The sequence below is a fragment of the Mycobacterium sp. NPDC050041 genome (genome assembly GCF_049541695.1).
In the GTDB taxonomy this organism is placed as follows: domain Bacteria; phylum Actinomycetota; class Actinomycetes; order Mycobacteriales; family Mycobacteriaceae; genus Mycobacterium.
Genome location: NZ_JBMVDG010000008.1, coordinates 206289 through 232687, shown reverse-complemented (window position 1 = coordinate 232687; position 26399 = coordinate 206289). Strand labels below are relative to the sequence as shown.

The 26399-nt window shown below is 71.6% G+C and carries 23 protein-coding genes; 9 read left to right on the top strand and 14 right to left on the bottom strand.

Features of this window, described 5'->3' with window-relative positions:
• Window position 1 precedes the first annotated feature (1 nt).
• From ACPCHZ_RS23115 to ACPCHZ_RS23090, 6 genes are all read right to left on the bottom strand, one after another.
• On the bottom strand, window positions 2–1477 hold the full coding sequence (locus ACPCHZ_RS23115; RefSeq protein WP_423486877.1) for an amidase: 1476 nt from the start codon (window positions 1475–1477) through the stop codon (window positions 2–4).
• A gap of 178 nt (window positions 1478–1655) precedes the next feature.
• Window positions 1656–2900 (bottom strand): fatty acid desaturase family protein, encoded by a 1245-nt coding sequence (locus ACPCHZ_RS23110; protein ID WP_423486876.1) that lies wholly within the window; start codon window positions 2898–2900, stop codon window positions 1656–1658.
• Between the two features lie 181 nt (window positions 2901–3081).
• Window positions 3082–4272, bottom strand: coding sequence for a metallophosphoesterase (locus ACPCHZ_RS23105; protein ID WP_423486875.1), 1191 nt, complete (start codon window positions 4270–4272; stop codon window positions 3082–3084).
• A gap of 31 nt (window positions 4273–4303) precedes the next feature.
• Window positions 4304–5329, bottom strand: coding sequence for a zinc-binding dehydrogenase (locus ACPCHZ_RS23100; protein WP_423486874.1), 1026 nt, complete (start codon window positions 5327–5329; stop codon window positions 4304–4306).
• Complete coding sequence (locus ACPCHZ_RS23095; protein WP_423486873.1) at window positions 5322–7283, bottom strand: flavin-containing monooxygenase; 1962 nt, start codon at window positions 7281–7283, stop codon at window positions 5322–5324. Before ACPCHZ_RS23095 ends, ACPCHZ_RS23100 begins: the two co-directional genes overlap by 8 nt.
• Window positions 7284–7375: 92 nt before the next feature.
• Window positions 7376–7768, bottom strand: coding sequence for a hypothetical protein (locus tag ACPCHZ_RS23090; RefSeq protein ID WP_423486872.1), 393 nt, complete (start codon window positions 7766–7768; stop codon window positions 7376–7378).
• 336 nt (window positions 7769–8104) lie between these two features.
• On the opposite strand from ACPCHZ_RS23090, the gene ACPCHZ_RS23085 reads away from it, so the two are divergent.
• Window positions 8105–9241 (top strand): 1,4-beta-xylanase, encoded by a 1137-nt coding sequence (locus ACPCHZ_RS23085; protein WP_423486913.1) that lies wholly within the window; start codon window positions 8105–8107, stop codon window positions 9239–9241.
• 2 nt (window positions 9242–9243) lie between these two features.
• Here ACPCHZ_RS23085 and ACPCHZ_RS23080 read toward each other — a convergent pair whose 3' ends face one another.
• The 4 genes from ACPCHZ_RS23080 to ACPCHZ_RS23065 all read right to left on the bottom strand — a co-directional run bounded on the left by ACPCHZ_RS23080 (window position 9244) and on the right by ACPCHZ_RS23065 (window position 12616).
• A complete protein-coding gene (locus ACPCHZ_RS23080) occupies window positions 9244–9996 on the bottom strand; it encodes a cutinase family protein (protein ID WP_423486871.1) in 753 nt (250 codons plus the stop codon).
• A 109-nt stretch (window positions 9997–10105) separates the two neighbouring features.
• A complete protein-coding gene (locus ACPCHZ_RS23075) occupies window positions 10106–10828 on the bottom strand; it encodes a cutinase family protein (protein WP_423486870.1) in 723 nt (240 codons plus the stop codon).
• A 25-nt stretch (window positions 10829–10853) separates the two neighbouring features.
• Entirely contained in the window at window positions 10854–11120 is a 267-nt protein-coding gene (locus ACPCHZ_RS23070) for a YdeI/OmpD-associated family protein (protein WP_364982031.1), read from the bottom strand.
• Window positions 11121–11224: 104 nt separating this feature from the next.
• Window positions 11225–12616, bottom strand: a complete 1392-nt coding sequence (locus tag ACPCHZ_RS23065) for a DoxX family protein (RefSeq protein ID WP_423486869.1) — start codon at window positions 12614–12616, stop codon at window positions 11225–11227.
• Between the two features lie 62 nt (window positions 12617–12678).
• Here ACPCHZ_RS23065 and ACPCHZ_RS23060 point away from each other — a divergent pair, with 62 nt between their 5' ends.
• The 3 genes from ACPCHZ_RS23060 (at window position 12679) to ACPCHZ_RS23050 (ending at window position 15755) form a co-directional block, all read left to right on the top strand.
• The gene (locus ACPCHZ_RS23060; protein WP_423486868.1) at window positions 12679–13575 is read left to right on the top strand and encodes a DUF1295 domain-containing protein; all 897 of its coding nucleotides are present in this window, start codon (window positions 12679–12681) and stop codon (window positions 13573–13575) included.
• A 108-nt stretch (window positions 13576–13683) separates the two neighbouring features.
• The gene (locus tag ACPCHZ_RS23055) at window positions 13684–14874 is read left to right on the top strand and encodes an NAD(P)/FAD-dependent oxidoreductase (protein WP_423486867.1); all 1191 of its coding nucleotides are present in this window, start codon (window positions 13684–13686) and stop codon (window positions 14872–14874) included.
• Window positions 14871–15755, top strand: coding sequence for an RNA polymerase sigma-70 factor (locus ACPCHZ_RS23050; protein WP_423486866.1), 885 nt, complete (start codon window positions 14871–14873; stop codon window positions 15753–15755). The genes ACPCHZ_RS23055 and ACPCHZ_RS23050 overlap by 4 nt, the downstream gene beginning before the upstream one ends.
• On the opposite strand, the gene ACPCHZ_RS23045 is transcribed toward ACPCHZ_RS23050, so the two are convergent.
• Both ACPCHZ_RS23045 and ACPCHZ_RS23040 read right to left on the bottom strand, forming a co-directional pair.
• Window positions 15745–16575 (bottom strand): hypothetical protein, encoded by an 831-nt coding sequence (locus ACPCHZ_RS23045; RefSeq protein WP_423486865.1) that lies wholly within the window; start codon window positions 16573–16575, stop codon window positions 15745–15747. The genes ACPCHZ_RS23050 and ACPCHZ_RS23045 overlap by 11 nt on opposite strands.
• A 167-nt stretch (window positions 16576–16742) precedes the next feature.
• On the bottom strand, window positions 16743–19280 hold the full coding sequence (locus ACPCHZ_RS23040; RefSeq protein WP_423486864.1) for a DEAD/DEAH box helicase: 2538 nt from the start codon (window positions 19278–19280) through the stop codon (window positions 16743–16745).
• Window positions 19281–19347: 67 nt separating this feature from the next.
• Between ACPCHZ_RS23040 and ACPCHZ_RS23035 the strand changes: the two genes are divergently transcribed.
• Genes ACPCHZ_RS23035 through ACPCHZ_RS23025 form a run of 3 tightly spaced genes read left to right on the top strand, consistent with a single transcriptional unit; the run spans window position 19348 to window position 22311 of the window.
• On the top strand, window positions 19348–20076 hold the full coding sequence (locus tag ACPCHZ_RS23035; protein WP_423486863.1) for a hypothetical protein: 729 nt from the start codon (window positions 19348–19350) through the stop codon (window positions 20074–20076).
• A 32-nt stretch (window positions 20077–20108) separates the two neighbouring features.
• Entirely contained in the window at window positions 20109–20834 is a 726-nt protein-coding gene (locus ACPCHZ_RS23030; RefSeq protein ID WP_423486912.1) for an NUDIX hydrolase, read from the top strand.
• 19 nt (window positions 20835–20853) lie between these two features.
• Window positions 20854–22311 carry a phospholipase D-like domain-containing protein gene (locus ACPCHZ_RS23025; protein WP_423486862.1) on the top strand — a complete coding sequence of 486 codons (1458 nt, stop codon included), beginning with the start codon at window positions 20854–20856 and terminating at the stop codon, window positions 22309–22311.
• Here the strand turns inward: ACPCHZ_RS23025 and ACPCHZ_RS23020 are convergent.
• A complete protein-coding gene (locus ACPCHZ_RS23020) occupies window positions 22292–23101 on the bottom strand; it encodes a carotenoid biosynthesis protein (protein WP_423486861.1) in 810 nt (269 codons plus the stop codon). The genes ACPCHZ_RS23025 and ACPCHZ_RS23020 overlap by 20 nt on opposite strands.
• A gap of 40 nt (window positions 23102–23141) precedes the next feature.
• Here ACPCHZ_RS23020 and ACPCHZ_RS23015 point away from each other — a divergent pair, with 40 nt between their 5' ends.
• Both ACPCHZ_RS23015 and ACPCHZ_RS23010 read left to right on the top strand, forming a co-directional pair.
• The gene (locus tag ACPCHZ_RS23015; protein WP_423486860.1) at window positions 23142–24260 is read left to right on the top strand and encodes a glycosyltransferase; all 1119 of its coding nucleotides are present in this window, start codon (window positions 23142–23144) and stop codon (window positions 24258–24260) included.
• Window positions 24257–25801 (top strand): phytoene desaturase family protein, encoded by a 1545-nt coding sequence (locus tag ACPCHZ_RS23010; RefSeq protein ID WP_423486859.1) that lies wholly within the window; start codon window positions 24257–24259, stop codon window positions 25799–25801. Before ACPCHZ_RS23015 ends, ACPCHZ_RS23010 begins: the two co-directional genes overlap by 4 nt.
• Here the strand turns inward: ACPCHZ_RS23010 and ACPCHZ_RS23005 are convergent.
• Entirely contained in the window at window positions 25710–26387 is a 678-nt protein-coding gene (locus ACPCHZ_RS23005; RefSeq protein ID WP_423486858.1) for a CDP-alcohol phosphatidyltransferase family protein, read from the bottom strand. The two genes, ACPCHZ_RS23010 and ACPCHZ_RS23005, sit on opposite strands and share 92 nt — an antisense overlap.
• Between the last annotated feature and the right edge of the window lie 12 nt (window positions 26388–26399).

Below are 26399 nucleotides of genomic sequence, written 5' to 3'. Positions count from 1 at the left end.
GTCAGACCGGCGCGAGCCGGTCGGCCCACGGCATCGCCCGCTCGAGCTGGGCGGCCAACTGGATGAGCGTCGACTCGCCGGCGAGCGGCGCGACGAACTGCACGCCGAGCGGCAGGCCGTCGGCGGTCCAGTGCAGCGGCAGCGTGATCGCGGGCCGGCCGGTGAGATTCGCCAGCTGCGTGTACGGCACCCAGCCGAGGTTCTTGTCCACCATGTCGTCGACGATTCCGGTGAGACCCAGCAGTCGCGCGGTGCGCGTCTTGATCAGCACGTCGGCCCCCTTCTGCACCGCCACCGGGAGATCGAACTCGCCGATCTTCGGGGGCGGGGTCGCCAGGGACGGTGTCAGCAGCAGGTCGTAGGACTCGAAGTACGTCGTCAGCTTGCGGGTGTGGTCGTGGCGCCGCTGCACGGCGTCGACGTAGTCCACACTGCTGGTCGCCCGGCCGAGGGCGGCAAGGATCAGCGTGTCCCGCTCGAACTTGTCGTCACCGGCGCCCGTCCGCCGCTTGGCGTCGTCGAGTTCCCACGCGGTGTAGACGAACCACGTGAGCAGGAAGTCACGGGCGAGTGCGGCGTCGTCGAACGGCGCCCGCGGCAACTCCTCGACGTGGTGGCCGAGGTCGGTCAGGCTCTTGACCGCCGCCTCGACGGCGGCGAAGGCCTCCCGGTGCGGTGCCGGGTTGATCGCCGACGGCACCCGCACCCCGATGCGCAGGGCGCCGGGCTCGGCGTCCACACACGACGCGAATGACGAGGCGGGCACGCCGGGAACGAAGGGCCCGCCCGGTTCACCGCCGGCGAGCACGTCGAGCATCGCCGCCGTGTCGCGCACGGTGCGGGACACGACGCCCTGCACGGCGGCGCCGTGCATGGACTCACCCGTCGCCGGCCCCGACGGCGTCAGCCCGCGGCCCGGTTTGAGTCCGACCAGGCCGCAGCACGCCGCCGGGATGCGGATGGAGCCACCGCCGTCGTTCGCGCCCGCGCACGGCACGATGCCGGCGGCGACCGCGGCGGCCGACCCGCCCGACGACCCGCCGGGCGTGCGCTGCAGATCCCACGGATTGCGCGCAGGACCCCAGGCGACCGGTTCGGTGATCCCCTTCGCGCCGAACTCCGGGGTGTTGGTCTTGCCGAAGATCACCACGCCGGCATCGATCCAGCGCTGCACCACCGTCGCGTGCTCGGTGGCGTTGGTCGACATCCACGCCCGTGAACCCGCCGAGGTGGGCAGGCCCGCAAAGTCCTGCGCCAGGTCCTTGATGAGAAACGGCACGCCGGCGAACGGTCCGCTCAGCTCGTCCCCCGCCCGGGCGTCGGCGGGGACGTCGCGAACGATCGCGTTGATCCGCGGATTCACCGCGGCCGCCCGGTCCCGCGCGAGGCCCAGCAGCTCCGCCGGGGTCACGTCGCCGTCGGCGACGAGCTTCGCCAGCGAGGTGGCGTCATGGGAGCGGTATTCGTCGAAGTCCACCGACAGACCGTATGTCGCGGAGTCCGTGCCCGTGGCGAGTACGTCCCTCCGGATCGCGTATTCACTGCTCACGGTTCTCGAGGAGGAATCTCATGGCGAAGGATCACGGATCGAGCGTCAAGAACGACAAGCACGTCGAAGTAGCGCTATCCGCTCGCCCCGTGTGCCGCGAATCGTGTCACGACGCCGCAGGTACGGTCACGCCGGAGTCGTAAAGCCGACTCTGCGAACGGAATCCGCGGCGTTGTCGTCGCCCCGCAGGCCGGGCCGCACCCGCCGAGGCGTCGATCGGCGACACGGCGCACGGAACCTCCTGATGCGCAAGCGGTTTCACCTCGTCGTGGTCGGTCCGTGCAGGCCTGTCCGGGAGCGCGAGCACGTGAATGGTGCGCAGCGTCTGGAGGTATTGGTGCAGCAATGACCCGGTGGTGTACGGCAGGCCGAAGCGCTCGCAGAGTGCCCGCACGCGCAGGGCGATCGCGGCGTAGCGATTACTGGGCAGATCCGGGAAGAGGTGGTGCTCGATCTGGTAGCAGAGGTTCCCGCTGGCGAACGCCATCAGGGGACCGGCATCGAAGTTCGCCGAACCGAGCATCTGGCGGAGGTACCACTGCGGTTTGGTCTCGTCGTCCAGCACCGCGGCGGTGAACTTCTCGGCGCCGTCGGGAAAGTGCCCGCAGAAGATCACGACGTAGGCCCACAGGTTGCGGACGATGTTCGCGACGACGTTCGCCCCGAGGGTGCGGCGCCACCGGGACAAACTCAAGGCCGGGAACACCACGTAGTCCTTGACCATCTGCCGGGTGACCTTCCGCCGCGCGGCGCGCGAGAGGGCGGTCCTCTCGGACTGTGTCGTGGCGCGGTCCTGCGCGGCGTGCAGGTCGTGCTGGGCGACACCCCACTCGAACCCCAGGGCCAGAATGAGATTCCGCAGCGGCTGCAGCAGATGGCGGCGTTCCCACGGCTGGTCGCGAGTCATCCGGATCACGCCGTAGCCCAGGTCCTCGTCCACGTCGAGGACGTTGGTGAAGACGTGGTGGATGTAGTTGTGGGAATAGCGCCATTGCGACGACGGGCCCGCCATGTCCCATTCCCACGTGTTGGAGTGGATTTCGGGGTCGTTCATCCAGTCCCACTGGCCGTGGCCGATGTTGTGGCTGATCTCCATGTTCTCGACGCTCTTCGCGAAAGCCAGCGCTGCGACCCCGGCGGCCCAGCCCTTCTTGGAGCGGGTCGCCGCGATGAGCAGGCGTCCACCGATCTCCAGGGTGCGCTGGAAGGCGATGGTGCGGTGGATGTAGGCGGCGTCGCGGGCGCCGAGAGATTCTTCGACCTCGAGGCGGATCGCGTCGAGCTCGGCTCCGAGTTCCGCCATGTCGGATTCGGTCAGGTGCGCATACTGCGCGACGTCGGTGATGGCCATGAGGCGTCCTTGGTGTGAGGCAGCGGACCGTGACACGGCCAACCACGAGAGAATCGGATCAAACGGTTCCCGCTGCCTGAGAACCCGCGGCAGTGGGCGCGACTGACTTGTGAGCGTCGCGGCGCACACGCCTGTTGCCACGGGGATACCCGTGCTGTGGACGAGAAAACCTTTTAGCCCGTCACGCCCTGCGCAACGTCAACAAGGTGATCTCGCTCGGTGCGAACACCCGGAACGGCGGGCCCCAGAAGCCGGTGCCACGGCTGGTGTAGAGCTGCGTGCGCTCGCCGTGCCTGCTCAGCCCCTGCACCACCGGCTGGTCCAGCCGGACCAGGAAGTTGAACGGCCAGATCTGCCCGCCGTGGGTGTGGCCCGAGATCTGCAGATCCACGCCTGCGCGCACCGCGTGTGGCACCTGCTTCGGCTGGTGCGCCAGCAGCAGGACCGGCAGCGAGCGGTCCGCGCCTTCTAGCGCGGCCTGCAGGTTCGCGCCGTGCCCGTGCACACCGGAGCCCGCCGCGGTGGCGTCGTCCACCCCGGCGACGACGAGCCGGTCACCGCCGCGATCGACCACGATGTGCCGGTTGTGCAGCGCCGCCCAGCCGATCGACTCCATGTAGTCGAGCCAGCCCTGCGCCTCGGAGAAGTACTCGTGATTGCCGGTGACGTAGACGCGCGCGGACGCCGCCCGCACCGATGCCAGCGGGCTCGCCTGCGCCTCGCGCACCGCCACGGTTCCGTCGGCGATGTCTCCGACGTGACACACGACGTCGGCGTCCAGGTCGTTGACCCGGTTCACCACCTCCGCCGACCACCGCGCCCGGTCGATCGGCCCGTAGTGGGTGTCGGTGATCATCGTGACCCGCAGACCGTCCAGTCCGGCGCCCAGGCCGGCGATCCCGACGTCGACGGTGCGCACGCGCGGCACCCGCATCGCCTCGAAGTGACCCCACACCAGCAGCGCCACCACCACGGCCACCACCGCAGCGGCCACCACCCGCGAGCGCACCGGATCCTCGACACCGGCGATCACCAGCGCCAACTCCAGCAGGTGGCCGAGCACCGACCAGACGAACAGCACCCACGCGGCGCCGAGCAGTGCGTCTCCGGCGGCGGCCGCCCGGTCGAGGTGCCTGCGGCCGTGCCCGAGCATCATCAGCAACGGCAGACCGGCGCAGGCCGCGACGAACAGCAGCGTGCCTGCCACCACGACGAGCGCCGGCCACGCCGCTCCGGCCGCCAGCAGTGTCCACCAGGGCACGCCGAACAGCAGCAGCAGAACGGCCAGCACGACCGCGTGGCGGCGCCATCGACGCCGGGGCCTGCGCGGTGGAACGTCGTTCTCGACCACGTCGGCCGGGGTGTCCGTCACCCCGTCGACGGTACCCACGTCGGCGCGCTGCTCACGTCCGCAGCAGCACCTTGACGACGTCACCGGACCGGGCGGCCACGGCGCGGTAACCCTCCGGCGCGGCGTCCAGCGGCAGTTCGGTGGTGAAGATCCCGTCCACCCGCAGCCGGCCGGCCTGCAGCAGCGGGATCAGCTGTGGCCAGGTCTGCTGCACCGGCGCGGTGGTCATCCGCAGCGTGACGCTGCGCAGCAGGGCCATCGTCGCCGGGAACGGGAAGGGCTGCAGGTCGTGCACACCGACCACCGACACGGTGCCGCCCGCGCGTACCGCGGTCAGCGCGTCGGCGATCGTGGTGTCGTTGCCGACCGCGTCGATGACGGCGTCGACGCCGCGGCCGCCGGAGTGCTCCATCGCCGCGGCGGTCGCCGACGGCGCCACCGGAGTCGCCCCCATGGCCGCGGCGCGGTCGCGGCGCTGCGGCACCGGATCGACCGCCAGGACCGTCGCGGCGCCCTGGAAGAGCGCGCTGCGCACGGCACACAGTCCGACGGCGCCGAGGCCGATGACGACGACGCTGCCGCCTGCCGGGAAGTCGGCGCGCTGCGCCGCGGCCCAGCCGGTTGCCAGGTTGTCGGTGAGCAGCAGGGCCTGCTCGTCGTCGATGCCGTCGGGGACGGCGAGCAGCTGGAAGTCGGCGGCCGGGACGGCCAGCAGCTCGGACTGCGCGCCGCCGAGCACGCCGGCGCCGAAGATCTGCGGGCCGGAGTGACAGCGGATCGGGTCGAGTGTCGCGCAGCCCCCGCAGTGACCGCAGCCGGCCACCGAGGAGACCAGCACCCGGTCGCCCACCCGGACGGTCCGGACGTCGGGTCCGATGTCGACGACGGTGCCGACGGCCTCGTGGCCGAGGGCCACCGGCTCGAACATCGGGTAGTCGCCCTCGTAGAAGTGCAGGTCGGATCCGCAGATCCCGGACGCGCTCACCGCGACGACGGCGCCGTCGGGGCCCGGCAGGACCGGGTCGGGCCGGTGGTCCACCCGGATCGCCGCCGGTCCGTCGATCAGCACGCTACGCATGCCGCGCCACCTCCGAACCCGCCGTCACCGGGGCCGACCGCAGCACGAAGTCGTCCCAGATCGGCTCCCGGACCGCGGCGTGGTACTCGTGGAGCTTCCACGGGCTGACCGTGTGGATCTCGCCGAACGAGTTCTTGAAGTACGAGTGGGCGATCGAGGGATGCGCCCACACCGTCTGCCGGATCGCCTCCTGCGAGCGGCTCCGCCATTCCTCGGTGGCCTCCGGCGTCGGCTCCATCGAGTGCAGCCCGTCGGCCAGCCTGGCCAGGCACTGCCCGATGTAGCGCATCTGCAGTTCCGAGTTGAGGATCAGGCTGCCGCCGTGGGCCAGGTGGGTGCCCGGGCCGTAGGTGAGGAAGAAGTTCGGGAAGCCGGGCACGGTGATCCCGCGGTACGCGTAGGGCCGCTCACCCCACACCTCGCGCAGGTCCGCCCCGTCGCGGCCGGTGACGGCGATCGGCCACAGCACCTCGGTGGCGCGGAAGCCGGTGGCGTACACGATCACGTCGGCCGGGTGCTCGTGCCCGTCCGCGGTGACGACACCGGTGGCGGTGATGCGTTCGATGGGTGTGCGGACCAGGTCGACGTGGCCGCGGCGCAGCGTCCGGATCCAACTGCCGTTGTCCTGCAGGGTGCGCTTCCCGGTCGCCGGGTAGTCGGGCAGCACCTTGTCCAGCAGCGCGGTGTCGCCGTCGACCTGGGTGGTGATCCAGTCGGTGAACATCAGCCGCGCCATGGCGTTCATCTCGCTCACCGCGTGTTCCTGCGGCGTGTAGCCGGGGTCGACCCGCGCCGCGTCGAGGCCCTTGTCGGCGCCGGGCCACAGCACCAGGAAGCGGTACCAGCGGCTGTAGAAGGGCAGGTGCTCCATGGCCCACCGGGTGCCGTCGCCGACGCGGTCGTGGTACATCGGGTTGGGGAACATCCACTGTGCGGTGCGCTGGAACACCGTCAGGTGCGCGACGTCGTCGGCGATCGCCGGTGCGATCTGGAAACCGCTGGCGCCCGCGCCGATCAGCGCCACCCGGCGGCCGGTCACGTCGACGCCGTGATCCCAGGAGGCGGAGTGGAAGGCCGGGCCGGTGAAATCCGCCGCGCCGGGGATGTCGGGGACGTGCGGCCGGTTGAGCTGGCCGACCGCGCTGATGACGGCGCGCGCCGCCACCGTCGAGGCGGTGCCGTCCGCGTCGCGCAGCGTCACCTGCCAGACGCCGCCGTCGTCGTCCCACGCCGCCGAGACCACCTCGGTCCGCCAGCGCACCTGCTCGGCGATGCCGTGCCGGGCCGCCACGTCGGCGAAGTACCGCCGCAGTTCGGGCTGTTCGGCGAAGTAGTGGCTCCACGCGTTGCTCGGTTCGAAGCTGTAGCAGTAGAAGTGGTTCGCCACGTCCACCCGGGCGCCCGGGTAGGTGTTCTCCCACCACGTACCGCCGGGTCCGGCGTTCTTCTCGACCACCGTGAACGGCAGGCCCGCCTGCTTGAGCCGGATCGCCGCCAGCAGTCCCGACTCGCCGCACCCGATCACCAGCACCGGGAGGTCCGACGCGGCCACGGGATCCACCGGCTGCGGGCGGCGCGGATCGATGCCGTCGAGGTCGAGTTCCTCGGACATCAGCGGCAGGTACTCCTCGCCCACCGGCTCGCAGGCGGCCCAGTCCATCATCCGCCTGATCACGCCCGGATCCAGCGGAGCGGGCTCCGGGCATCCGCGGTCGCGGTAATCGGTGATCACGTCGAGTGCCACCGCCCGGGCCCTTGCCCTGTCCTCGGCGGACATGAAGCCCTGGATCTCGTTGAGGAACAGGCCGGCCTGGGCGAACTCGTCGAGGTAGCGGGTGTCACCGGTGATGTGCACCAGGCTGAGCAGCAGCGTGGGGACACTGACGTCGACCAGTGCCGCGGCGATGTCCTCGGTGGAGGTCGTGAACGGGGTGCCGGCATACCGACTCCGCATGGGTTCCTTCCCGGTGCATCGGCGATAAATACGCTACGCGCCGTATCGTAACGGGGCGGGGCCGGGCCGGGGACCGGTTGGGCAGGACGTGCCTAGATCGGGTGTGTCAACCCGGGCAGGCAGTTGATGAACGGGATGCACGGCGGCCGCGGCGGTGCCGGCGGGCCGGGCGGCTGGCCGGCGATCATGACCGGCTCCGTCAGCGGGGCGTTGGGGTCGAAGTAGAAGCTGTGGCACACGTTCATGTCCCAGTCCGGGATCGGCTCCATCCCCGAACCGGGGCACCACAGCTGGCTGCACGTGCCCTGGGCGTTGCACTGCATCGGCGGGCCCTCGGGCGGCGCACAGGGCGGGGTGTTGGCGTTCGACGGCGAGCAGAAGGGCGCGGCCAGAGCGGTGCCCGCCGACGGCCCCACCATGGCGAACGTGAGACCGCCGGTGACGGCTGCCGCGACGGCGAATCCCGCGACGAGGTTGCGATTCATGACAGGTCCTTTCGGCGTGCCACCTGGTGGCAGGCGAGTGCCCCCATTACACGCCGATCGGCTGCCTACCGATCCCAACTTTGCCCGATCCGGCGGCCTGTCCAGCGCTGATGCCGACGCCGCGGCGTTGCCGTAGCGTGTTGGCCTGGCGCGGGGTGTAACGGCGCCTTCCGGTGCAACGATGCATCAGTGGTGTAGCGCAAAGACGCAGTGCACCAACGTAATCCGTCGTCCAGCTGTGCGGGGGCCAGCTCGTGTGACGGCGGCCACACCGACCCTTTAGGACCAGTGACAGGCCCCCGAGAGCACCTCACCGCAGACCTGCGCGCACCCCGGATACACCGGCGGACCGCGCTCGCGCTGCCTCCGCTGCTGGCAGCGGCCGCGATGCTCACCCAGCCCCCGCGGGCGGGCGCCGAGGCCGGCCGGTGGCCCGCCGAGCGAGCGCACCGCTGGTATCGCGCGCAGGGCTGGCTCGTCGGCGCCAACTACGTCACCTCGAACGCGATCAACCAGCTGGAGATGTTCGGTGCGGGCACCTTCGACCCGCGGCGCATCGACGCCGAACTGCGCGCAGCCCGGCTGATCGGATTCAACACCGCGCGGGTGTTCCTGCACGATCAGTTGTGGGCGCAGGACAAGGCGGGATTCCAGCGTCGGCTGTCACACTTCGTGACGATCGCGGCGCGCCACCGCATCAAGCCGCTGTTCGTCCTCTTCGACTCCTGCTGGGACCCCTTTCCTGTGTTCGGGCGCCAGCGCGGGCCACGGCCGGGCGTGCACAACTCCGGCTGGGTGCAGAGCCCCGGTGCCGAGCGTCTCGGCGACCCCGGCTATCGGCGGGTGATGCGCGACTACGTCGTGGCGGTGCTGACCCGCTACCGCAACGACGCCAGGGTGCTCGGCTGGGATCTGTGGAACGAGCCGGACAACCTCGCCCCGCAGTACCACCAGGTGGAACGCCGCGACAAGCTCGACCTCGTCGCGGGGCTGCTCCCGCAGGTGTTCCAGTGGGCGCGTTCGGTGGACCCGGACCAGCCGCTGACGAGTGGTGTCTGGCAGGGCGAGTGGCGAGACCCGCTGCGCCGCAGCCCGATCGCCGCCGTCCAGCTCGACAACTCCGACGTGATCAGCTTCCACAGCTACGACCACCCGGCCGGATTCGAGGGCCGGATCGGCGAACTGGCCCCGCTCGGGCGGCCGATGCTGTGCACCGAGTACCTGGCCCGTTCGATGGGCAGCACCGTCGAAGGCATCCTGCCGATCGCCAAGCGGCACAACGTCGGCGCGTACAACTGGGGTCTGGTGGCCGGGCGGAGCCAGACGATCTTTCCCTGGGACTCCTGGGAGCGCCCGTATCCGGCCGACCCGCCGGTGTGGTTCCACGACCTGTTACGTCCCGCTGGCCGGCCCTACCGGCACGACGAGATCCGCACGATCCGAGCGCTGACCGGCCGGCCGCGGCCCACCTGAGGTCACTGCACCGTTGCGGGGTCGCCCTGCGGTGCGGGCAGGTTCAGCGCGTTCACCGCGAAGTCGGCGGCCTGTTCGGTCATCCCGTTGGACTTGTAGGAGCTGTGCGCGGCCCGGTCCAATCCGCCCGGGGCGCAGACCGGATCACCGGCGGCGCACAACTGCAGCGTCTTCGGCTGGTACGCCCGGCCGATCGCGATCGGCGGTGCGCTGTGGTCGACGAGGCCCACGAACCAGCTGTCGGGCAGACCGAACAGCACCACCGCCGCGACGTGGGGAGCGACCGAGGCCGGCAGCGGTCCACTGAGACCGGACGGCAGGACGACTCCCGCGGGCACGCTGTCGGAGGTCGTGTAGGCGGCCACCGCCGCGCCCTGGGAGTAGCCGCCGAGCACGATCCTGGTGTTCGGACAGGACGCCGCGATCGCCTCGACCTTGGCTGCGGTGTCGGCGACTCCGTTGACGGCCGCCTGGAAGTCGAGTGACGCGGGGTAGTCGACGCCGTAGGCCTCGACGCTGCGCCCGGGCAGGCGGGCGTCGAGCGCATCGACGAACGCCTGGCCCGTCGCCCCGACACCGGGCGCCTCGAAGGTCCCGCGGGCGAACACCGCCTCGACATCGGGGCACGACGGGTCGGCGGTCGCCACCCCGGCCGCCTGCGGTCCGAGCGCGGCGGCGAACACCGCGACGCCGGCGGCGAGTCTGCGGAACAGCGGCGGTACGGCGGTGGCTTTCGATGCGGCGCTGATGGTCATGGCCGTTCCTTCCGGCAGGGGCTCTCGTGGTCGGCACAAGAGTCCCCCGCGCGGAGTTTCAGCACATCGGCGCTGGCATCCGTGACGGGTACCGGCTAGCAGGAAGAGGTCAGCCCTGCGCGACCGCTTCGACGGGTTCGGTCTCGCCGCCGGGCAGCTTGCCCACCACGAAGTCGGCGGCCTCGTTGACCATGCCGTTCACCACGTACGCGCCGTGTGCGCCGTTGTTCCCGCCGCCCGGCGAGCAGACGGGATCGTCGACGACGCACAGGTCGAGGGTCTTCGACACGTACTCCGAGCCGACATTGATCGGCGGGGCGCCGGTGTAGATCATCTGCAGGAAGCCGCTCGAGGGTTTACCGAACAGCGTCACCGCGGCGACGCGATCGGCCACCTCCGGCCCCATCGGCCCGGTCATCCCCGGCGGCGGTGTGTAGCCCTCGGGGACGGCGTCCTCGGTGATGTAGGCGGCCACCGCGGCGCCCTGGGAGTAACCGCCGAGGACGATCTCGGTGTCCGGACAGTTCGCCGCCGTGGCGCGGACCCGGTTGCTGGCGTCGATCACCCCGTCCGCAGCCGTGGCGAAGTCCAGCGAGGCCGGGTAGTTCACCGGGTAGACCTCGACCGACTTACCGGGCGTCTTCGCCCGCAGCGCGTCGACGAACGCCTGCCCGACGCCGCCCACACCCGCCGGCTCGAAGGTGCCCCGCGCGAAGACCACCTCCACGTTCGGACACGGCGCCGCAGCCGCCGGGGCGGCGACGACGACCGAACCCGCGACCGCCGTCACGGCGGGCACCAGGGCAGCGAACCAACGACCAACTTTTCTCATCCCGACCGCCTGATCTCGAAGTTGACTAACTGCCGGTGCGCTCACGGTGTTTGCACCCCGGCCAACAGCAGGGCCGGCGCTGGCCCTCCTCCAGTTCCTCACGGGTGCGCCGGATGCGGCGTTCCCGGGTCGCCTTCTGCTTGGCGTCCTCCACCCAGCAGATGAACTCGTTGCGCGCCAGCGGCGTGATGTCCTTCCACGCGGCGAGCGCGGTGGCGTCGTCGACCAATGCCTCGCGCAGGTCCGCGGGCAGCTTGTGCACCACCCCGCCGGGCACCCGCTGGCTGCTCACCGGACCAGCGTAACCCCGTCCGCGCCCCCCGTCATGACGTGGGAAGACCACCGCGACAGCACGTTACGGCCGGACGATTTATTCCCGATTCCGGCCGCGAATTCTCAGCGGTTGTAGGGCTGCTCCTGGACCCAGTTGAAGCCCCGGTCGACGAGTGGGAATGTGGCCGGGTCCATCCGGGTGAACCACGCCTGGATGCGGTGACCGGCAAAGTCCTCGCCGTCGATCACGATCCGGTCGGTGCTGCCCGCATCGGGCCACCAGTAGGTGAGCCGGATCGTCGCCGGTGTCTCCTCGTAGGACCCCAGTTCGATCCGGTTGGTCAGATCGATGAAGTGGGTGCGCGCGTCGATGGTCCCGCCGAACACCTCGAACGAGTCGTCCATGTGCTGCACGGTCACCATCACCGGATCCGACATCAGGAACGGCCGGTCGAAGATGACCCGCCGCCAGCGCAGTTCGTCGGTCAGCAGCGGGTCGCGGCGGTAGCCCTCGGCGGAGAACCCGTCGACCTGCCAGATGCCGTAGAGATTGGGTGTCGGCCGGGTGAACTGCCGCCAGCCCTGTCCGCCGAACGCGGCCAGCAGCATCATCCCGATCAGCACCTGCGCCACCAGCGCCGTCCGGTTCGCCCGCCGGCCGGCGAACAGGGGTGTGTTCTCGGCGGCCCCGACCGCCCGGGCGGTGAACAGCGCGGCGAACAACCGGCGCGCATGGGGAGCGAGCAGGAACAGGCTCAGCAGCAGCAACTGCGACGACACCGACTTCAGCCGGATGTCGTAGGTCATGTTCAGGATGAACACCTGGGTGAGGTCGAACGCGCACACCAGCGCGCCGGCAGCGGCCGTCCGCGGCAGCAGCAGGAGCAGCCCACCGAGCACCTCGGCCGCGCCGAGCATCATCTGGTACGGCTGCGAGATGCCGACCTGTGCCCACAGTGCGCCCGTCGGACTGAAGTTCCCGTACGGCTCGACCAGGCGATTCAGCACGAACGGCATCTGCGTCGGGATCAGCTTCGCCATCCCGAAATAGAACATCGCCGCGGCGAGCATGAGCCGCAGCACCGTCCACACCCACGCCTGCAGCCGGTCGTAGCGTCCGCGGTGCCGGTCGAGCACCGACCACACCGCCGTCGCCAGCGCCGCGAGTGCGGCGATCAGGACGATCGCCGACCACTGGAATGCGCTGTCACTGCCGACCTGCGTGCCCTGCACGTGCAGGCCGAGCAGGTGGGTGCCGGTCCACTCGATCGGCGGACGCATCACCGTGAGCGCTGCGCGCATCGCCGACCAGGGACCGTCGATGCCGATGCCCGCGAGCACCACCGGCACCAGCCCGATGGCGAGCGCCAGGCCGAACGCCCCGAAATAGCAGCTGCCGAAGCGGAACGCGAGCAGGGTCGGCAGGCTCCACGGCGGCCTCGGCGCACTGGGTTCGGCGACGTGCGCCGTGTCGACCTCGCCGCCGGGACGGTCCGCGGCCTCGGTGGCGATCATGAACCTATAGTCAGGGCTGCGCGCGGGATCCGCGAACACTTTCTTGCCGACGGAGGTCGACAGTGACGTCAGCCCGGTACTCCAGAGGGCGGTCGCTGGCGATCGTCGCGGTCGCCTACGTGGTGGCCGTCGCCGTCGCAGCGGCCTACCTGCTGTGGGGTCCCGGCACCGGCCGGCTCTGGCTGGACGCCCTCATCGCCGACGTGCTCGCCACCCTGGTGATCTTCGGATTCAGCCGGGTGTACCGGAACTCCAGCTTCTACGACGCCTTCTGGAGCGTGATCCCGCCGCTGCTGCTCGCGTACTGGTGGATCGAGGCGCCCGCGCCCGACACGCTGCGGTGCTGCCTGGTGGCGGTCGTGGTGGTGGTCTGGGCGATACGGCTGACCGGTAACTGGGTCTTCGCGTTTCCCGGTCTGCACCACGAGGATTGGCGCTACCCGATGTTCAAGGAGCGCGCAGGCCGGTGGGAGTGGGCCGCCGACCTGTTCGCCATCCACCTGATCCCCACGATCCAGGTGTTCCTCGGCATGGTCCCCGTCTACGTCGCGGTGACCCGGCCGGGTCCGGGGTTGACCTGGCTGGCGTGGGCGGCGTTCGTCGTGGGCCTCGCGGCGGTGGCGCTCGAGTACGCCGCCGATGCCCAGATGCACCGGTTCGTCGCGGCCCGGCGGCCCGGCGAGGTGATGGACCGCGGGCTGTGGAGCTGGTCGCGGCACCCGAACTACTTCGGCGAGTTCGCCTTCTGGGTGTCGCTCGCGCTGTTCGGCATCGCCGCCGCCCCCGGCGACTGGTGGTGGCAGATCATCGGCGCCGCGGCGATTCTCGCGATGTTCCTCGCCGCAAGCATCCCGATGATGGACGAGCGCAGCCTGGCGCGCCGGCCCGATTACGCCGGCGTCGTCGAGCGGGTCTCCCGGTTCGTCCCGCGGCCGCCGCGCGAGCGATCCCGGACCTGACCGCCACCACATAGTGTTGTGGCATAGGTCACAATTCACTCTGTCCTGTCACGAACGGGCGTCCGCCGGGATCTCGAGGACATACCCCCGGAGGAACAGGAGACCGAGATGACCGAGAACCGCATCCACGTCGTCGTCATCGGCGGTGGCTACGCAGGCACCCTTGCCGCCAACCGTCTGCAGCAGAACCCAAACCTCGACATCACCCTCGTCAATGCACGCCCGGAGTTCGTCCAGCGGCTGCGGCTGCACCAGTTCGCGGCCCGCACCGGTGAGGCGACCGCCGACTACGCCACGCTGCTCGGCGAGAAGGTGAGGCTGGTCGTCGACGGCGCCATCCGCATCGACACCGCCGACCGCGTGGTGCGACTCGCATCGGGCGGTGCGCTGCCCTACGACTACGTCATCTACGCCGTCGGCAGCACAGCGGCGCTGCCGACGGCCGTGCCCGGCGCGGCCGAACATGCCTACGCCGTCGCAGAATTCGAGCATGCCGCGCGACTGCGGGCCGCCCTCGACGCCGTCGGGCCGAACGCCCCGGTCACCGTCGTCGGCGCTGGACTGACCGGAATCGAGACCGCCGCCGAGCTCGCCGAGAGCGGACACGCCGTCACACTGGTCGGCGGAGGGCGGCTGGCGCCGTCGTTCGCCGCACCCGCCCGGCGGTCGGTGGCCGCGTGGTTCGCCGCCAACAATGTCCGCGTGATGGAGGCGGCTGTCGTCACCGAGGTTCGGCCCGACGCCGTCGTCTTCGCCGACGGCACCGTGCACCCGAGCGCGATCACCGTGTGGACGGCAGGCTTCGGAGTGCCGGACCTGGCCGCCCGCAGCGGATTGCGCACCGACACCCTTGGCCGGCTACTCACCGACGAGACGTTGACCAGCGTGGACGACGATCGGGTGCTGGCGGCCGGGGACGCGGCCGCACCGTCGGGACGGCCGCTGCGGATGAGTTGCTACGCCGCGGGCCCGACAGCGGCGACCGCCGCCGACACCGTGCTCAGCCGCGTCGCCGGCGACCGGCCGGCGACGCTGAGCCTGATGTGGACGGTGACCAACGTCGGGCTGGGCCGGCGGGCCGCGGTGTTCCAGCCCACCCGCCGCGACGACACGCCGCGCAACATCCACCTCGGCGGCGGGATCGGCAGCCGTGTCGCGGGGGCGGTCAAGGAGGCGGTCACCAAGGGCACGCTGTGGGGCCTGCGCCGCGAAGCACGCAAGCCCGGCTCGACGGTCTGGCCGAAGGCCGGCACGCGGCCCGAACTGGCGGATCGGCCGGTGGAGGTGGCGCCGTCGTGAACGAGCACGCCGAGCGGTTCAGCCTGCTGCGGCCGCTGCTGTTCACCATCGCCTACCAGATGCTCGGCTCGGCGACCGAGGCCGACGACGTGCTGCAGGACAGTTGCCTGCGCTGGGCCGACGTCGACCTCGCGACGGTCAGGGACACGAAAGCGTATCTGGCGCAACTGGTCACCCGTCAGGCGCTCAAGGCGCTGCGGTCCGGCGCCCGCCGTCGCGAGGACTACGTCGGCCCGTGGTTGCCCGAGCCGCTGCTGCTCGACGACCGTGATGCGTCGACCGACGTGGTGCTCGCCGAATCGGTGTCGATGGCCATGCTGGTGCTGCTCGAGACGCTCGGCCCAGACGAGCGGGCGGTGTTCGTGCTGCGCGAGGTGTTCGACTTCGAGTACGGCGAAATCGCCGAGGCCGTCGGCAAATCCGCGGTCGCGGTACGCCAGATGGCCCACCGGGCACGCGAACACGTGCGGGCGCGCCGCAAGCGATTCGATCCAGTCGACCCCGGGCAGACCACCCGGATCACCGAGCAGTTCCTCGCCGCGGCCACCACCGGCGACGTGGACGAGCTGATGAGGCTGCTGGCGCCCGACGTCACCTGGACCGCCGACGGTGGCGGCAGGGTCGGCGCGGCCCGACGGCCGATCACCGGCGTCGACCGGTTGGTCCCGCTGATCGTCGGCCCCTTCCGCCGGGGGCTGGCGACGCTGCGGACCGCGGTGGTCACGGCCAACGGCGCACCGGCCGTCGCCGTCTACCGCGGTGACCGGCTCGAAGCCGTGCTGGCCGTCGAGATCGTCGACGGCAGGATCACCCACCTCTACGCGATCGCCAACCCGGACAAGCTCTCGACGGTCACGACGGCGCGCACCATCAGCCGGTAGCGTGCTGCTCTGCTCGTAGTCGCCATAGGGGGTAGCCCCTTTCGATGACCGCGGCGCGCACGAGGCATATCAGTCCGCCGATGTTGAAGGCGTGGGTTGTCGAGACCATCGTCCATCCCGAACGGAGGACGACGTCAGGTGCCTCATCGCCGAACACCACTCCGACCTTCGGCGCCTCGTAACCCAGAGCGACGTGAGCGAGCGCCGTTCCGTCGGTCACCGGAATCTGCGTTCTCGGAGCCGGAAGACCGGCAGCCATGAGTTTCAGCCGAACCATGGTCTGCACGGCCGACGCGGACCCGCCGTCCATCAGTTCCAGCGCGGCGCGCGCCTGATCGACACCGCGACCGCCGCGGTAGCGGTCGATCAACGGCTCGACGTCTGATCGCGTGAGGGCGGCCGCATGGGCGAGTGCATCCATGTTGACCACGGCGGTGTCTCGACCGGCGTGCCTGGCGAGATCGAGGACCGTCCGGGAAGGCGTGGTGACGGGCAGGCCGCCGATCTCGGTGATCTCATCCGGATCGATGCGTTCTTTGCGCGCAACGATTCCCGGGGGCGGTCGACCGCAGCGCCAGATCAGCTCGACGTCTGCGTCGTCGGAGACCCGGGCTCCATGAAGCGCCGACGCGGCGAGACCGGCGACGACACCGCGCCGTTTGGACCAGAGCCAGGCGGCGGCCGTGCGTTGCGCCAGCGACGGAATCGATGCCCGGCTGATGTACACGTCCGGGTGGATCGGGCGGTAGTGCCACCGCAGCTGCCCGCGGGTGAGTGCGCCGCGGGACACGGCCTCGCTGCCGACGAAGACGTCCTCCATGCTGCCGAGCCTCACCGGAGGCACTGACACGTCGGGTGCCTGCACGCGAGATTGCACGCAGGGCTGTGGATCGCGGCGAACAACCCTGTGTGCAATTTCGTTCGTAGGGAGGCCAATGAGTCATGCCCGGCGAGACGCGCTGAGTTCGGGCGTGTCCGTTCAGACGGCTAGTCCATCCGGCCGGCGTCCACCAGCCGGATCACCGGGACGCCCTCCTCGTCGGACGCCTCCAGGTCGACCTCGACGTCGATGCCCCAGTCGCGGTCGCCCGCCGGGTCGTCGAGGATCTGCCGCACCCGCCACACGCCCGGCTGCCGGTCGATGATCAGCAGCGCCGGGCCGCGCGCGTCGGCGCCGATCCCCACGTCGGCGTGCTCGGCGAAGTACTCCCGCCCGGCGTCGGCCCAGCGTTCTGCGTGCCACCCGGCGCCGGAGTCCAACTCGCCCAGCTCATTCCAGCGGCGCCGGGCGAACAGTTCCACCCGGCGGAACAGCGCGTTGCGGACCATCGCGGTGAACGCCCGCTCGTTGCCGGTCAGCGGTCGCGGCCGGACGGGCACCGCCACCGGCTGGTCCAGCGGCTGGTCCGGACTGGTGAGCTGTTCCCACTCGTCGAGCAGGCTGGAGTCCACCTGGCGCACCAGTTCGGCGAGCCACTCGACGATGTCGGTGACCTCTTCGGTGCGCGCGGCGGCAGGCACCCCGGACCGCAGCGCCTTGACGGCGTCGGACAGGTAGCGCAGCACCGCGCCCTCGGACCGGGTGAGCTTGTAGGTGCCGACGTACTCGCGGAAGGACAGCCCCCGCTCCCACATCTCCCGCACGACGGACTTCGGTGACAGCGGTGAGTCCGCCGCCCACGGATTCGTCTGCAGGTACACCTCGTAGGTGTGCTGCAGCAAGTCCTCCAGAGGCCGCGGGTAGGTGACGTCGTCGAGCAGTTCGATCCGCTCGTCGTACTCGATGCCCTCGGCTTTCATCGCGGCCACCGCCTCGCCCCTGGCCTTGTTCAGCTGCGCGGCCAGGATCTGGCGCGGGTCCTCCAGCGTCGCCTCGATCACCGAGACCACATCGCGCGCATAGGTTTCCGATTCGGTGTCCAGCACGTCTATCGCGGCGAGGGCGAACGTCGACAGCGGCTGGTACAGCGCGAAGTCGCGGGGCAGGTCGACGGTCAACCGGTAGCGCCGCCCGTCGGGTTCGGGGACCTCGAGGCGCTCGACGACGCCGGCCTGCAGCAGCGAGCGGGCGATGCCGACCGCCTCCCTGATGAGCTGTAGCTGGCGTTTGCGCGGTTCGTGGTTGTCGGTGAGCAGCCGCCGCATCGCGTCGAACGGGTCGCCGGGACGGTCGACCACGTCGAGGATCATCGCCGTCGACACCCGCATGTTGCTCGTCAGCTGCTCGGGCACCGCCTCGACCAGCCGCATCATGGTCTTCTCGCTCCACGGCACCATGCCCTCGGGCACCTTGCGGCGCACCAACTTACGGCGCTTCTTCGGATCGTCGGCGACCTTGGCGAACTGTTTGAGGTTCTCCACCTCGTGCTCGGGGGCCTGCACGACGACGGTGCCCGCGGTGTCGTAGCCGGCGCGGCCCGCCCGCCCGGCGATCTGGTGGAACTCGCGCGCATTGAGCAGCCGGGTCCGCACACCGTCGTACTTCGACAGCGCCGAGAACACCACGGTGCGGATCGGCACGTTGATGCCGACGCCGAGCGTGTCGGTGCCGCAGATCACCTTCAGCAGCCCGGCCTGCGCGAGCTGCTCGACCAGCCGCCGGTACTTGGGCAGCATCCCGGCGTGGTGCACCCCGATGCCGTGCCGCACCAGCCGCGACAGCGTGGCGCCGAACGCCGAGGAGAACCGGAAGGCGCCGATCAGGTCGCGGATCGCCGCCTTCTCCTCCTTGGTGCTGACGTTGACGCTCATCAGTGCCTGTGCCCGTTCCAGCGCGGAGGCCTGGGTGAAGTGCACGACGTAGATCGGCGCCTGCCGGGTGTCGAGCAGATCGCCGATGGTCTCGTGCATCGGTGTGGTGGCGTAGGAGTAGAACAGCGGGACCGGTCGCTCGGCGTGGGCCACCAGCGCCGTCGGCCGCCCTGTCCGGCGGGTGAGGTCGTCGCGCAGGAACGTGACGTCGCCGAGCGTCGCGGACATCAACAGGAACTGGGCGCGCGGCAACTCGAGCAGCGGCACCTGCCAGGCCCAGCCCCGGTCGGGGTCGCCGTAGAAGTGGAACTCGTCCATCACCACCAGGCCGATCGCGGCGTCCGGCCCTTCCCGCAGCGCGATGTTGGCCAGCACCTCGGCCGTGCACGCGATGATCGGCGCGTCCGCGTTGACCGCCGCGTCGCCGGTCAGCATGCCGACGTTCACCGCGCCGAACACCCCGCACAGCGCGAAGAACTTCTCGCTCACCAGTGCCTTGATCGGCGCGGTGTAGTAGGTGCGCCGTCCCGCGGCCAGCGCCGCGTACTGCGCGCCGGTGGCCACCAGCGACTTGCCCGAACCGGTCGGCGTCGCCAGCACCACGTTGGCGCCGCTGACCAGTTCGATCAGCGCCTCCTCCTGGGCGGGGTACAGCGCGGTGCCGTTCGCCTCGGCCCACGCGGCGAACGACGCGAAGAGACCGTCGGCGTCGTCGCCCATCGCGCGCAGCGCCGACAGGTCGTCTGGGTCGTCGAGCAGGGGCGTGGGTGGCATGGCCCCACCAGCGTGCCCGACGCGCAATTGGGATCGGTAATCGGAGCCGGGGGTGTGCACTTGGCGCATGACACGCACACACGCGCGGTTCGTCGGGTTCGCCGCGACGCTCGCCGCACTGGCGATGACCCCCGCATGCTCGACGGAGACGCCGCCCACGGCGCCGGGCACGGTGACCGTCACCACCACGGTCGCCGCGCCGACGGGCACCGCGCCGACGGGCGCCGCGCCGACCGTCACACAGACCGTCACGCCGACAGCTGAGCCGACGGCGCAGCCGGCCGGGAACTGCGCCGTCAGCCCGCAGAACTGGCCGGTGCCCCACGACGAGCCCTACGGATTCGTCCCGAAGGAGTACCGCCTCTCGGTCGCGATGAGCGGCATCGCCTCCGGCACCGTCACACCTGGCGCCCCGCCCACCGATGTCGAGGTGACGCTGTGCAACGACACCCCGGTCGACTACGCGTCGGTCGGTATCGGGCTGGTGCTGGACAACTGCAGCTGCGCGCCGGTCCCGGGCATCGCGAAGGGAACCGTCGAGCGCTACGACGCGGCGGCCGGCACCTGGGTGCCGGTGCAGAACCCGGCGGCGGGCGTGGGCATGGACCACCTCGGGCAGTTCGCCGACCTCGGGGCCTTCCCGAAGGGCAGGGCCGTCACGCTGCGGTACCGGATCGCCCTCGACGCGTCCATGACCGACGGCGAGGGCGGGATCTCCGCGACCGCGGTCACCGCCGACGGATCACTGATCCAGATCGGTGACGCGCGGCTGCCGTTCGCCGTCACGACGGGCTGATTCCGGCCCTCGCCTATGGTCGAGCGGTGACGATCCCCAGCCAGATCAGCTACGACGAGGCGTTGCGGAGCCGCATCACCACGCACCTGGCCGGGCACGACCGGCGCACCGTGACCGACCCGACCAAACGGCACGCCGCCGTCGCCGTGGTGCTCGTCGACTCCGACCTCGGCGAGGACCGGGTGGACCCGGCGCCGGTGGACGACTGGATCGCCGGGCGGCCGATGCCCGAGGCCGGGCTCGACGGCCGCATGGTCGACGTGTCGGGCGGTGCGGCGTTCCTGTTGTGCCGCAGAGCGTCCCGGCTCAACACCCATGCCGCGCAGTGGGCGCTGCCCGGCGGCCGGCTGGACCCGGGCGAGACGGTGGTCGAGGCGGCGCTGCGCGAACTCGACGAAGAGGTCGGCGTGGCGCTGCCCGAGCAGAACGTGCTGGGCCTGCTCGACGACTACCCGACGCGGTCCGGTTACGTCATCACCCCGGTGGTGGTCTGGGGCGGCGGCAGGCTCGACCCCCGCCCCGCGCCGGACGAGGTGGTCGCGGTGTACCGGGTGGGCCTGCACCAGCTGCAGCGCGCCGACTCGCCGCGGTTCATCACCATCCCGGAGAGCCCGCGGCCCGTCGTGCAGATCCCGCTGGGCAACGACCTGATCCACGCCCCGACCGGCGCGGTGCTGCTGCAACTGCGGTGGCTCGGCCTCGAAGGCCGCCACGATCCGGTCGACGAACTGGAGCAACCGGTGTTCGCCTGGACGTAGAGCGGGTAGACACAGCCCCATGTCGGTGCTCGTTCCGGGTGAGACGTGCTGGCGGGTGGAGCGCGCGCAGCGGTTCGCCTGCATCGTCGACGCCGCCGACTACTTCCACCACGCGAAGACGGCGATGCTGCGCGCGCGGCACCAAATCGTGTTGATCGGCTGGGACTTCGACACCAGGATGACCTTCGAGCGTGGCGGCAAACGGATCGCCGGGCCGAACGAACTCGGCGCCTTCCTGCGGTGGATCTCCCGGCGCAGGCCCGAGCTCGAGGTCCACGTGCTCAAGTCGAACCTCAACATGTTCCCTGCGCTGCAAGGCATCTGGCAGGGCATGACCCCGGTGGTGGTGAAGAACTGGTTCAGCAACGAGCGGCTGCAGTTCGCCATCGACGGTGCCCACCCCACCGGTTCGGTCCATCACCAGAAGATCCTCGTCATCGACGACGCGATCGCCTTCTGCGGCGGCATCGACTTCACCCTCGACCGCTGGGACACCCCGGATCACGAGCACAACAGCCGGTTCCGCCGCGCGGCGGGCAGCAACTACGGCCCTCGCCACGAGGTCGGCGTCGCGGTCGACGGCGATGCCGCGCAGGCGCTCGGCGAGCTGGCCCGGGACCGCTGGCGCACCGCCACCGGACGGCGCCTGGAACCCGTGCACGCCGCGCACAGGGCGTGGCCGCGCAGCCTCGACCCCACCCTGACCGATGTCGACGTCGGGATCGCCCGCACTCTGCCCGCGCTGGAGAACCAGACCGAGGTGCGCGAGGTGGAGGCGCTGAACCTGGAGGCGATCGCAGAGGCCCGGCACACCATCTATCTGGAGAACCAGTACCTCGCCTCCCGGACACTCGTCGAGGCGCTCGCCGACCGGCTGCGCGAAGCCGACGGTCCGGACGTCGTCGTCGTGATGCCCCGGCACTCGGAGAGCCGGCTGGAACAGACGTCGATGGACAGCGCCAGACAGCGGCTGCTGCACGTGCTCTGGTCGGCCGACGAGCACGGCCGATTAGGCGTCTACTGGCCGGTGACCGACGGCGGCGCCCCGGTCTACGTGCACGCGAAGGTGATGGTGATCGACGACCGGCTGCTGCGCGTCGGGTCGTCGAATCTCAACAACCGGTCGATGGGCTTCGACAGCGAGTGCGACGTGGCCGTCGAAGCCGGCACAGAGGCGGCCGACGGCAGCGATCAGGACGACGTCCGCGCCACCATCGTCGCGGTGCGGCACCGGCTGATCAGCGAGCACCTCGGGGTGTCGGCCGGCGAGTTCGAACGGACGCTGACCCGCCGCGGATCGTTCCTGCAGGCGGTCGAGGAGCTGCGCGGGCACGGCAGGACGCTGCGGGTGTTCACCGAGGAGACGGTGGCCAAGGAGGCGGGGCCGCTCGCCGAGAACGACCTGATGGACCCCGACCGCGTGCCCGACTCGCTGACCCGCAGCGTGCAGCGGTTCTTCACCGGGTTGCGGGAGTGACCCCGCGGTTCCGGTTACGCACCAGGGTGACGGCGAACGGCACTGCCACCGCCCCCATCAGCAGCCCTCCGGTGACCGCGGAGCCCGGCAGGCCGAAGAACACCGCGTGCGCGAGCACCGAGGAGAAGTACACCCACAGGTACAGCGCCGCCGCCGGGCCCGACGGGCGTTCCTCGCGGCGCAGCAGCGCGTGCAGCGCCGCCACCACCAGCGCCGACACCAGCAGCCAGCCCGCGTAGTTGGTCAGCGGTATGCCCGGGACCAGCGGCAGCCCGGGATCCGGGCGGAACCAGGTCCAGTGGCCGGCGTCGACCATCTGCGGGTCGAGGAACACATCCCATACCGTCAGCGCCACCGCACCCACGGCGACGACCGCGGGGCCGCGCACCGCGAGCGTGCGGGCCACCACCAGCGCGGGCCAGGCCATCATCACCCAGGCCATCGGCACCACCAGCGGCACACCGAGCACCTCGGCGCCGAGGGTGCCGGTGTAGGCGTAGGGCCCGAACGGCCAGCCGGTGGCCACCCCGACCGCCTCCGCCAGCAGCCCGCCGCCGCCCGCGACCGCGATCAGCAGCGCAGCCCCGGCCGCGCCGTGCAACCGCGCGACGTCGGCGACGGCGGCGAGGAAGAAGACCATCACGCTGCTGACCGTGACCTCGGTGCGCCACATCTCGGGGGTCAACGGATAGGCGATCTGCACGAGGACCGCGGCGGCGACGAGCGCCCACACCAGGCGGTCTGCGGGTATCCGCACCCGCGCTCCGAGCAGGGGGCCGGCCAACGCCACGCAATACCTCCGCTGGTCGACGGTTCCGTAGAGTTTGCAGGTGCCCGCTGCGCGCCCGCCCAAAACTCTACGGGCACTCGTCGCCGCCGGATCGGCGCTGGCCGCGGCGGGGACCGCGCATGCGCTGGTCAACCGGCGGCTGCTGCGGCGCCCGCCGGACGTGCCGCCGGAGGTGTCCGCCCCGGTGTCGGTGCTGGTACCCGCCCGCGACGAGGCACACCGGATCTCGCCGACGATCCGCTCGCTGCTCGCCCAGCAGGGCCTTGCCGACGCCGAGATCCTGGTACTCGACGACGGCTCCACCGACGGCACCGCCGACCTGGTGCGGCTGCTGGCCGGGTCCGACCCGCGGTTGCGGGTGCTGACGGGCGCGGCGCCGCCGCCCGGATTCCTGGGTAAACCGCACGCGTGCGCGCAACTGGCGGCCGTGGCCCGCGGCGAGATCCTGGTGTACGTCGACGCGGACGTGGTGCTCGCCCCGCATGCCGTCGCCGCCGCGGTGGCGCTGCTGCGTGGGCCGCGGCCGCTGGACCTGGTGAGCCCGTGGCCGCGACAGGTCGCGGCGGGCCTGGCGGGCCGGCTGGTGCAGCCGCTGCTGGCGTGGTCCTGGCTGACCACCCTGCCGCTGCGGATCGCCGAGCGGTCCGCACGGCCGTCGATGGTTGCGGCCAACGGGCAGTTCCTGCTGGTGGAGGCCGCCGCGCTGGCGCGGGCGGGCGGCTGGCAGGCGGTGTCGGGCGCCGTCCTCGACGACATCGGCTTGGCGCGTGCGGTGCGCTGCGCCGGCGGCCGGACCGGCATCGCCGACGGATCGGCGCTGGCCACCTGCCACATGTACGCCACCGGACGCGAACTGCGCGAGGGCTACCGCAAGTCGCTGTGGGCGGCGTTCGGGTCACCGGCGGGAGCCGTCGCCGTCGCGGCCGCCCTGACCGTGGTGTACGTCCTGCCGGCCGCCGCCGCGCTGACCGGGTCGCGCACCGGGGCGCTCGGCTACGGCGCCGCGGTCGCCGGACGCGCCCTGGCGGCGCGGTGGGGCGGTGGACCGGTGGACGCATTCGCCCACCCGCTGTCGGTGCTCGCCCTGCTGGGGTTGCTGGCGTCGTCCTGGGCGGGCCGGGTGACGGGATCGCTGAGCTGGAAGGGCCGACCGGTATGAGCCGCATCGTCGTCGTCGGCGCCGGTCTGGGCGGACTGGCCGCCGCCGCCCGCCTCGCCGCGGCAGGGCACCGCGTCACGGTGTTCGAGAGCGCCCCGACCGTCGGCGGCAAGCTCGGCGTCGTGTCACGCGACGGCTTCACCTTCGACACCGGCCCGTCGCTGCTCACCGTGCCCGACGTGCTCGAGCAGCTGTTCGCCGACACCGGCGGGCCGGCCGACCTGCCGCTCACCCGCGTCGACCCGGCCTGCGCGTACACCTTCGCCGACGGCACCACCCTTGCGCTGCCGCACGCCGCGGCCGACGTGCCCGCGGCGTTCGACGGCGCCCTCGGCCAGGGTGCGGGGGAGTCGTGGCGGCGGCTGCACGAGCGGTCGCGGCGGCTGTGGGAACTGGTCGGCGAGCCGGTGCTGCGCCGGCCGATCTCGGTGCCGGCGCTGGCCCGGATGAGCGCACGGCCTGCGGATCTACGGGCGGTGGCGCCGTGGCGGACGATCGACGGCCTCGGCCGCCGCATGCTGCCCGACCCGCGAATGCGGATGTGGCTCAACAGGTATGCCACCTACTCCGGGTCCGATCCGCGCCGCACGCCCGCGGTGCTCGGGGTGACAGCGTTCGTGGAGCAGGAGTTCGGCGCCTGGTACGTGCCCGGCGGGCTGCGCCGCATCGTCGACGCCGTCGAGACGCGCTGCGGTGACCTCGGCGTCGAGATCCGCACCGGGACACCGGTCGACGAGGTGCTGGTGTCCGGCGGCCGGGTCCGCGGCGTGCGGGCCGCAGGGGCCGAGGTGGCCGCCGACATCGTGGTGAGCAACGCCGACGCGACGGTGCTCTACGACCGTCTGCTGCCGTCGGGCGCCGCCACGGCCATGCGGCGGCGGGTGCGTCGGCACACCCGGTCGATGGCCGGATTCGTGCTGCTGCTCGGCCTTTCAGGCCGACGACCGGGAGCCGCGCACCGGGTCTATTTCCCGCGCGACTACGACGCGGAGTTCGACGCCATCTTCGGCCGCGTGCCGCAACCGGTCACCGACCCGACGGTGTACGTGCACGCCCCCGACGACCCAGCGCTGCGCCCGGACGACGACTCGGAGGGCTGGTTCGTCCTGGTCAACGCACCCGCCCACGACCCTGGCCGGGGCGTCGACTGGGACGAGCCGGGCCTGCGCGAGCGCTACGCCGACCGCGTGCTCGACGTGCTGGCCCATCGCGGCGCCGACGTGCGCGACCGCATCCGGTTCGTCGAGGCGTCGACGCCTGCCGATCTGGAGCGCCGCACCGGCGCACCGGGAGGGGCGATCTACGGCTCGGCGTCGCACGGGCCGCGGGCGGCACTGCGGCGGCCGGCCAACCGCAGCCCGCTGCCCGGGCTCTACCTCGTGGGCGGATCCGCGCACCCCGGCGGCGGCATCCCCCTGGTGCTGATGTCGGCCGAGATCGTCGCCGGCCTCATCGGGCGGGCGGGAACTCCGGCGGCATCGACCGCCGCACCCCGACCGTCAGCTGGGCGAGTCCGACCACCCCGACGGCGGTCCACGTGACGGCCATCAGCAGGCCCCACCCCCAGCCGGGCGGCGGTACGCCTGCGGGGAACGCGGCGGCGCCCGCCGCCGCCAGCCCGACCACGATCAGCCGGGTCGGCCGTTCGGCGACGGTGACGGTCCCGACGCCGGGCATGCCGACGGCCTGCGCGCGCGCCCGCAGGTATTCGAGGAGGAACACCAGCGCCAGTGCCGCCGCCACCCACGCCGGCGGGGCGCCGAGCGCCAGCAGCACGCCGCCGAGCAACAGATCGCCGAGGCGGTCGGCCATCGCGTCGATCACCGCGCCGAGCGGGCGGGCCCGGCCGGTGCGCAGCGCGACCGCGCCGTCGAGCCCGTCGAGCACCCCCGCGGCCGCGATCAGCGGCACGGCCAGGGCGGGCCGGCCGGGGCCCGCGACAGCCGCCAGCGCAGCGCCGAGCGCGAGCACCCCGATCACCGACAGCACATCGGGCGGGATGCGGAGCACCGGGCCGGCGGCCAGCGCGCGGACCATCCGCAACCAGCCGCGCACCACCGGCGACGGCCGCACCCCGTCGTGGCGCGCCGACCAGCCCTCGTCGTCGGCGGGGTCCTGCGGCCTCATGACGCCAGCCTG

Coding starts and splice junctions, on each gene's coding strand:
- ACPCHZ_RS23110 (WP_423486876.1), bottom strand. CDS start 2,900: ATGGCCATCACCGACGTCGCGCAGTATGCGCACCTGACCGAATCCGAC.
- ACPCHZ_RS23100 (WP_423486874.1), bottom strand. CDS start 5,329: ATGCGTAGCGTGCTGATCGACGGACCGGCGGCGATCCGGGTGGACCAC.
- ACPCHZ_RS23095 (WP_423486873.1), bottom strand. CDS start 7,283: ATGCGGAGTCGGTATGCCGGCACCCCGTTCACGACCTCCACCGAGGAC.
- ACPCHZ_RS23090 (WP_423486872.1), bottom strand. CDS start 7,768: ATGAATCGCAACCTCGTCGCGGGATTCGCCGTCGCGGCAGCCGTCACC.
- ACPCHZ_RS23080 (WP_423486871.1), bottom strand. CDS start 9,996: ATGACCATCAGCGCCGCATCGAAAGCCACCGCCGTACCGCCGCTGTTC.
- ACPCHZ_RS23075 (WP_423486870.1), bottom strand. CDS start 10,828: ATGAGAAAAGTTGGTCGTTGGTTCGCTGCCCTGGTGCCCGCCGTGACG.
- ACPCHZ_RS23065 (WP_423486869.1), bottom strand. CDS start 12,616: ATGATCGCCACCGAGGCCGCGGACCGTCCCGGCGGCGAGGTCGACACG.
- ACPCHZ_RS23055 (WP_423486867.1), top strand. CDS start 13,684: ATGACCGAGAACCGCATCCACGTCGTCGTCATCGGCGGTGGCTACGCA.
- ACPCHZ_RS23045 (WP_423486865.1), bottom strand. CDS start 16,575: ATGGAGGACGTCTTCGTCGGCAGCGAGGCCGTGTCCCGCGGCGCACTC.
- ACPCHZ_RS23040 (WP_423486864.1), bottom strand. CDS start 19,280: ATGCCACCCACGCCCCTGCTCGACGACCCAGACGACCTGTCGGCGCTG.
- ACPCHZ_RS23035 (WP_423486863.1), top strand. CDS start 19,348: ATGACACGCACACACGCGCGGTTCGTCGGGTTCGCCGCGACGCTCGCC.
- ACPCHZ_RS23025 (WP_423486862.1), top strand. CDS start 20,854: ATGTCGGTGCTCGTTCCGGGTGAGACGTGCTGGCGGGTGGAGCGCGCG.
- ACPCHZ_RS23010 (WP_423486859.1), top strand. CDS start 24,257: ATGAGCCGCATCGTCGTCGTCGGCGCCGGTCTGGGCGGACTGGCCGCC.
- ACPCHZ_RS23005 (WP_423486858.1), bottom strand. CDS start 26,387: ATGAGGCCGCAGGACCCCGCCGACGACGAGGGCTGGTCGGCGCGCCAC.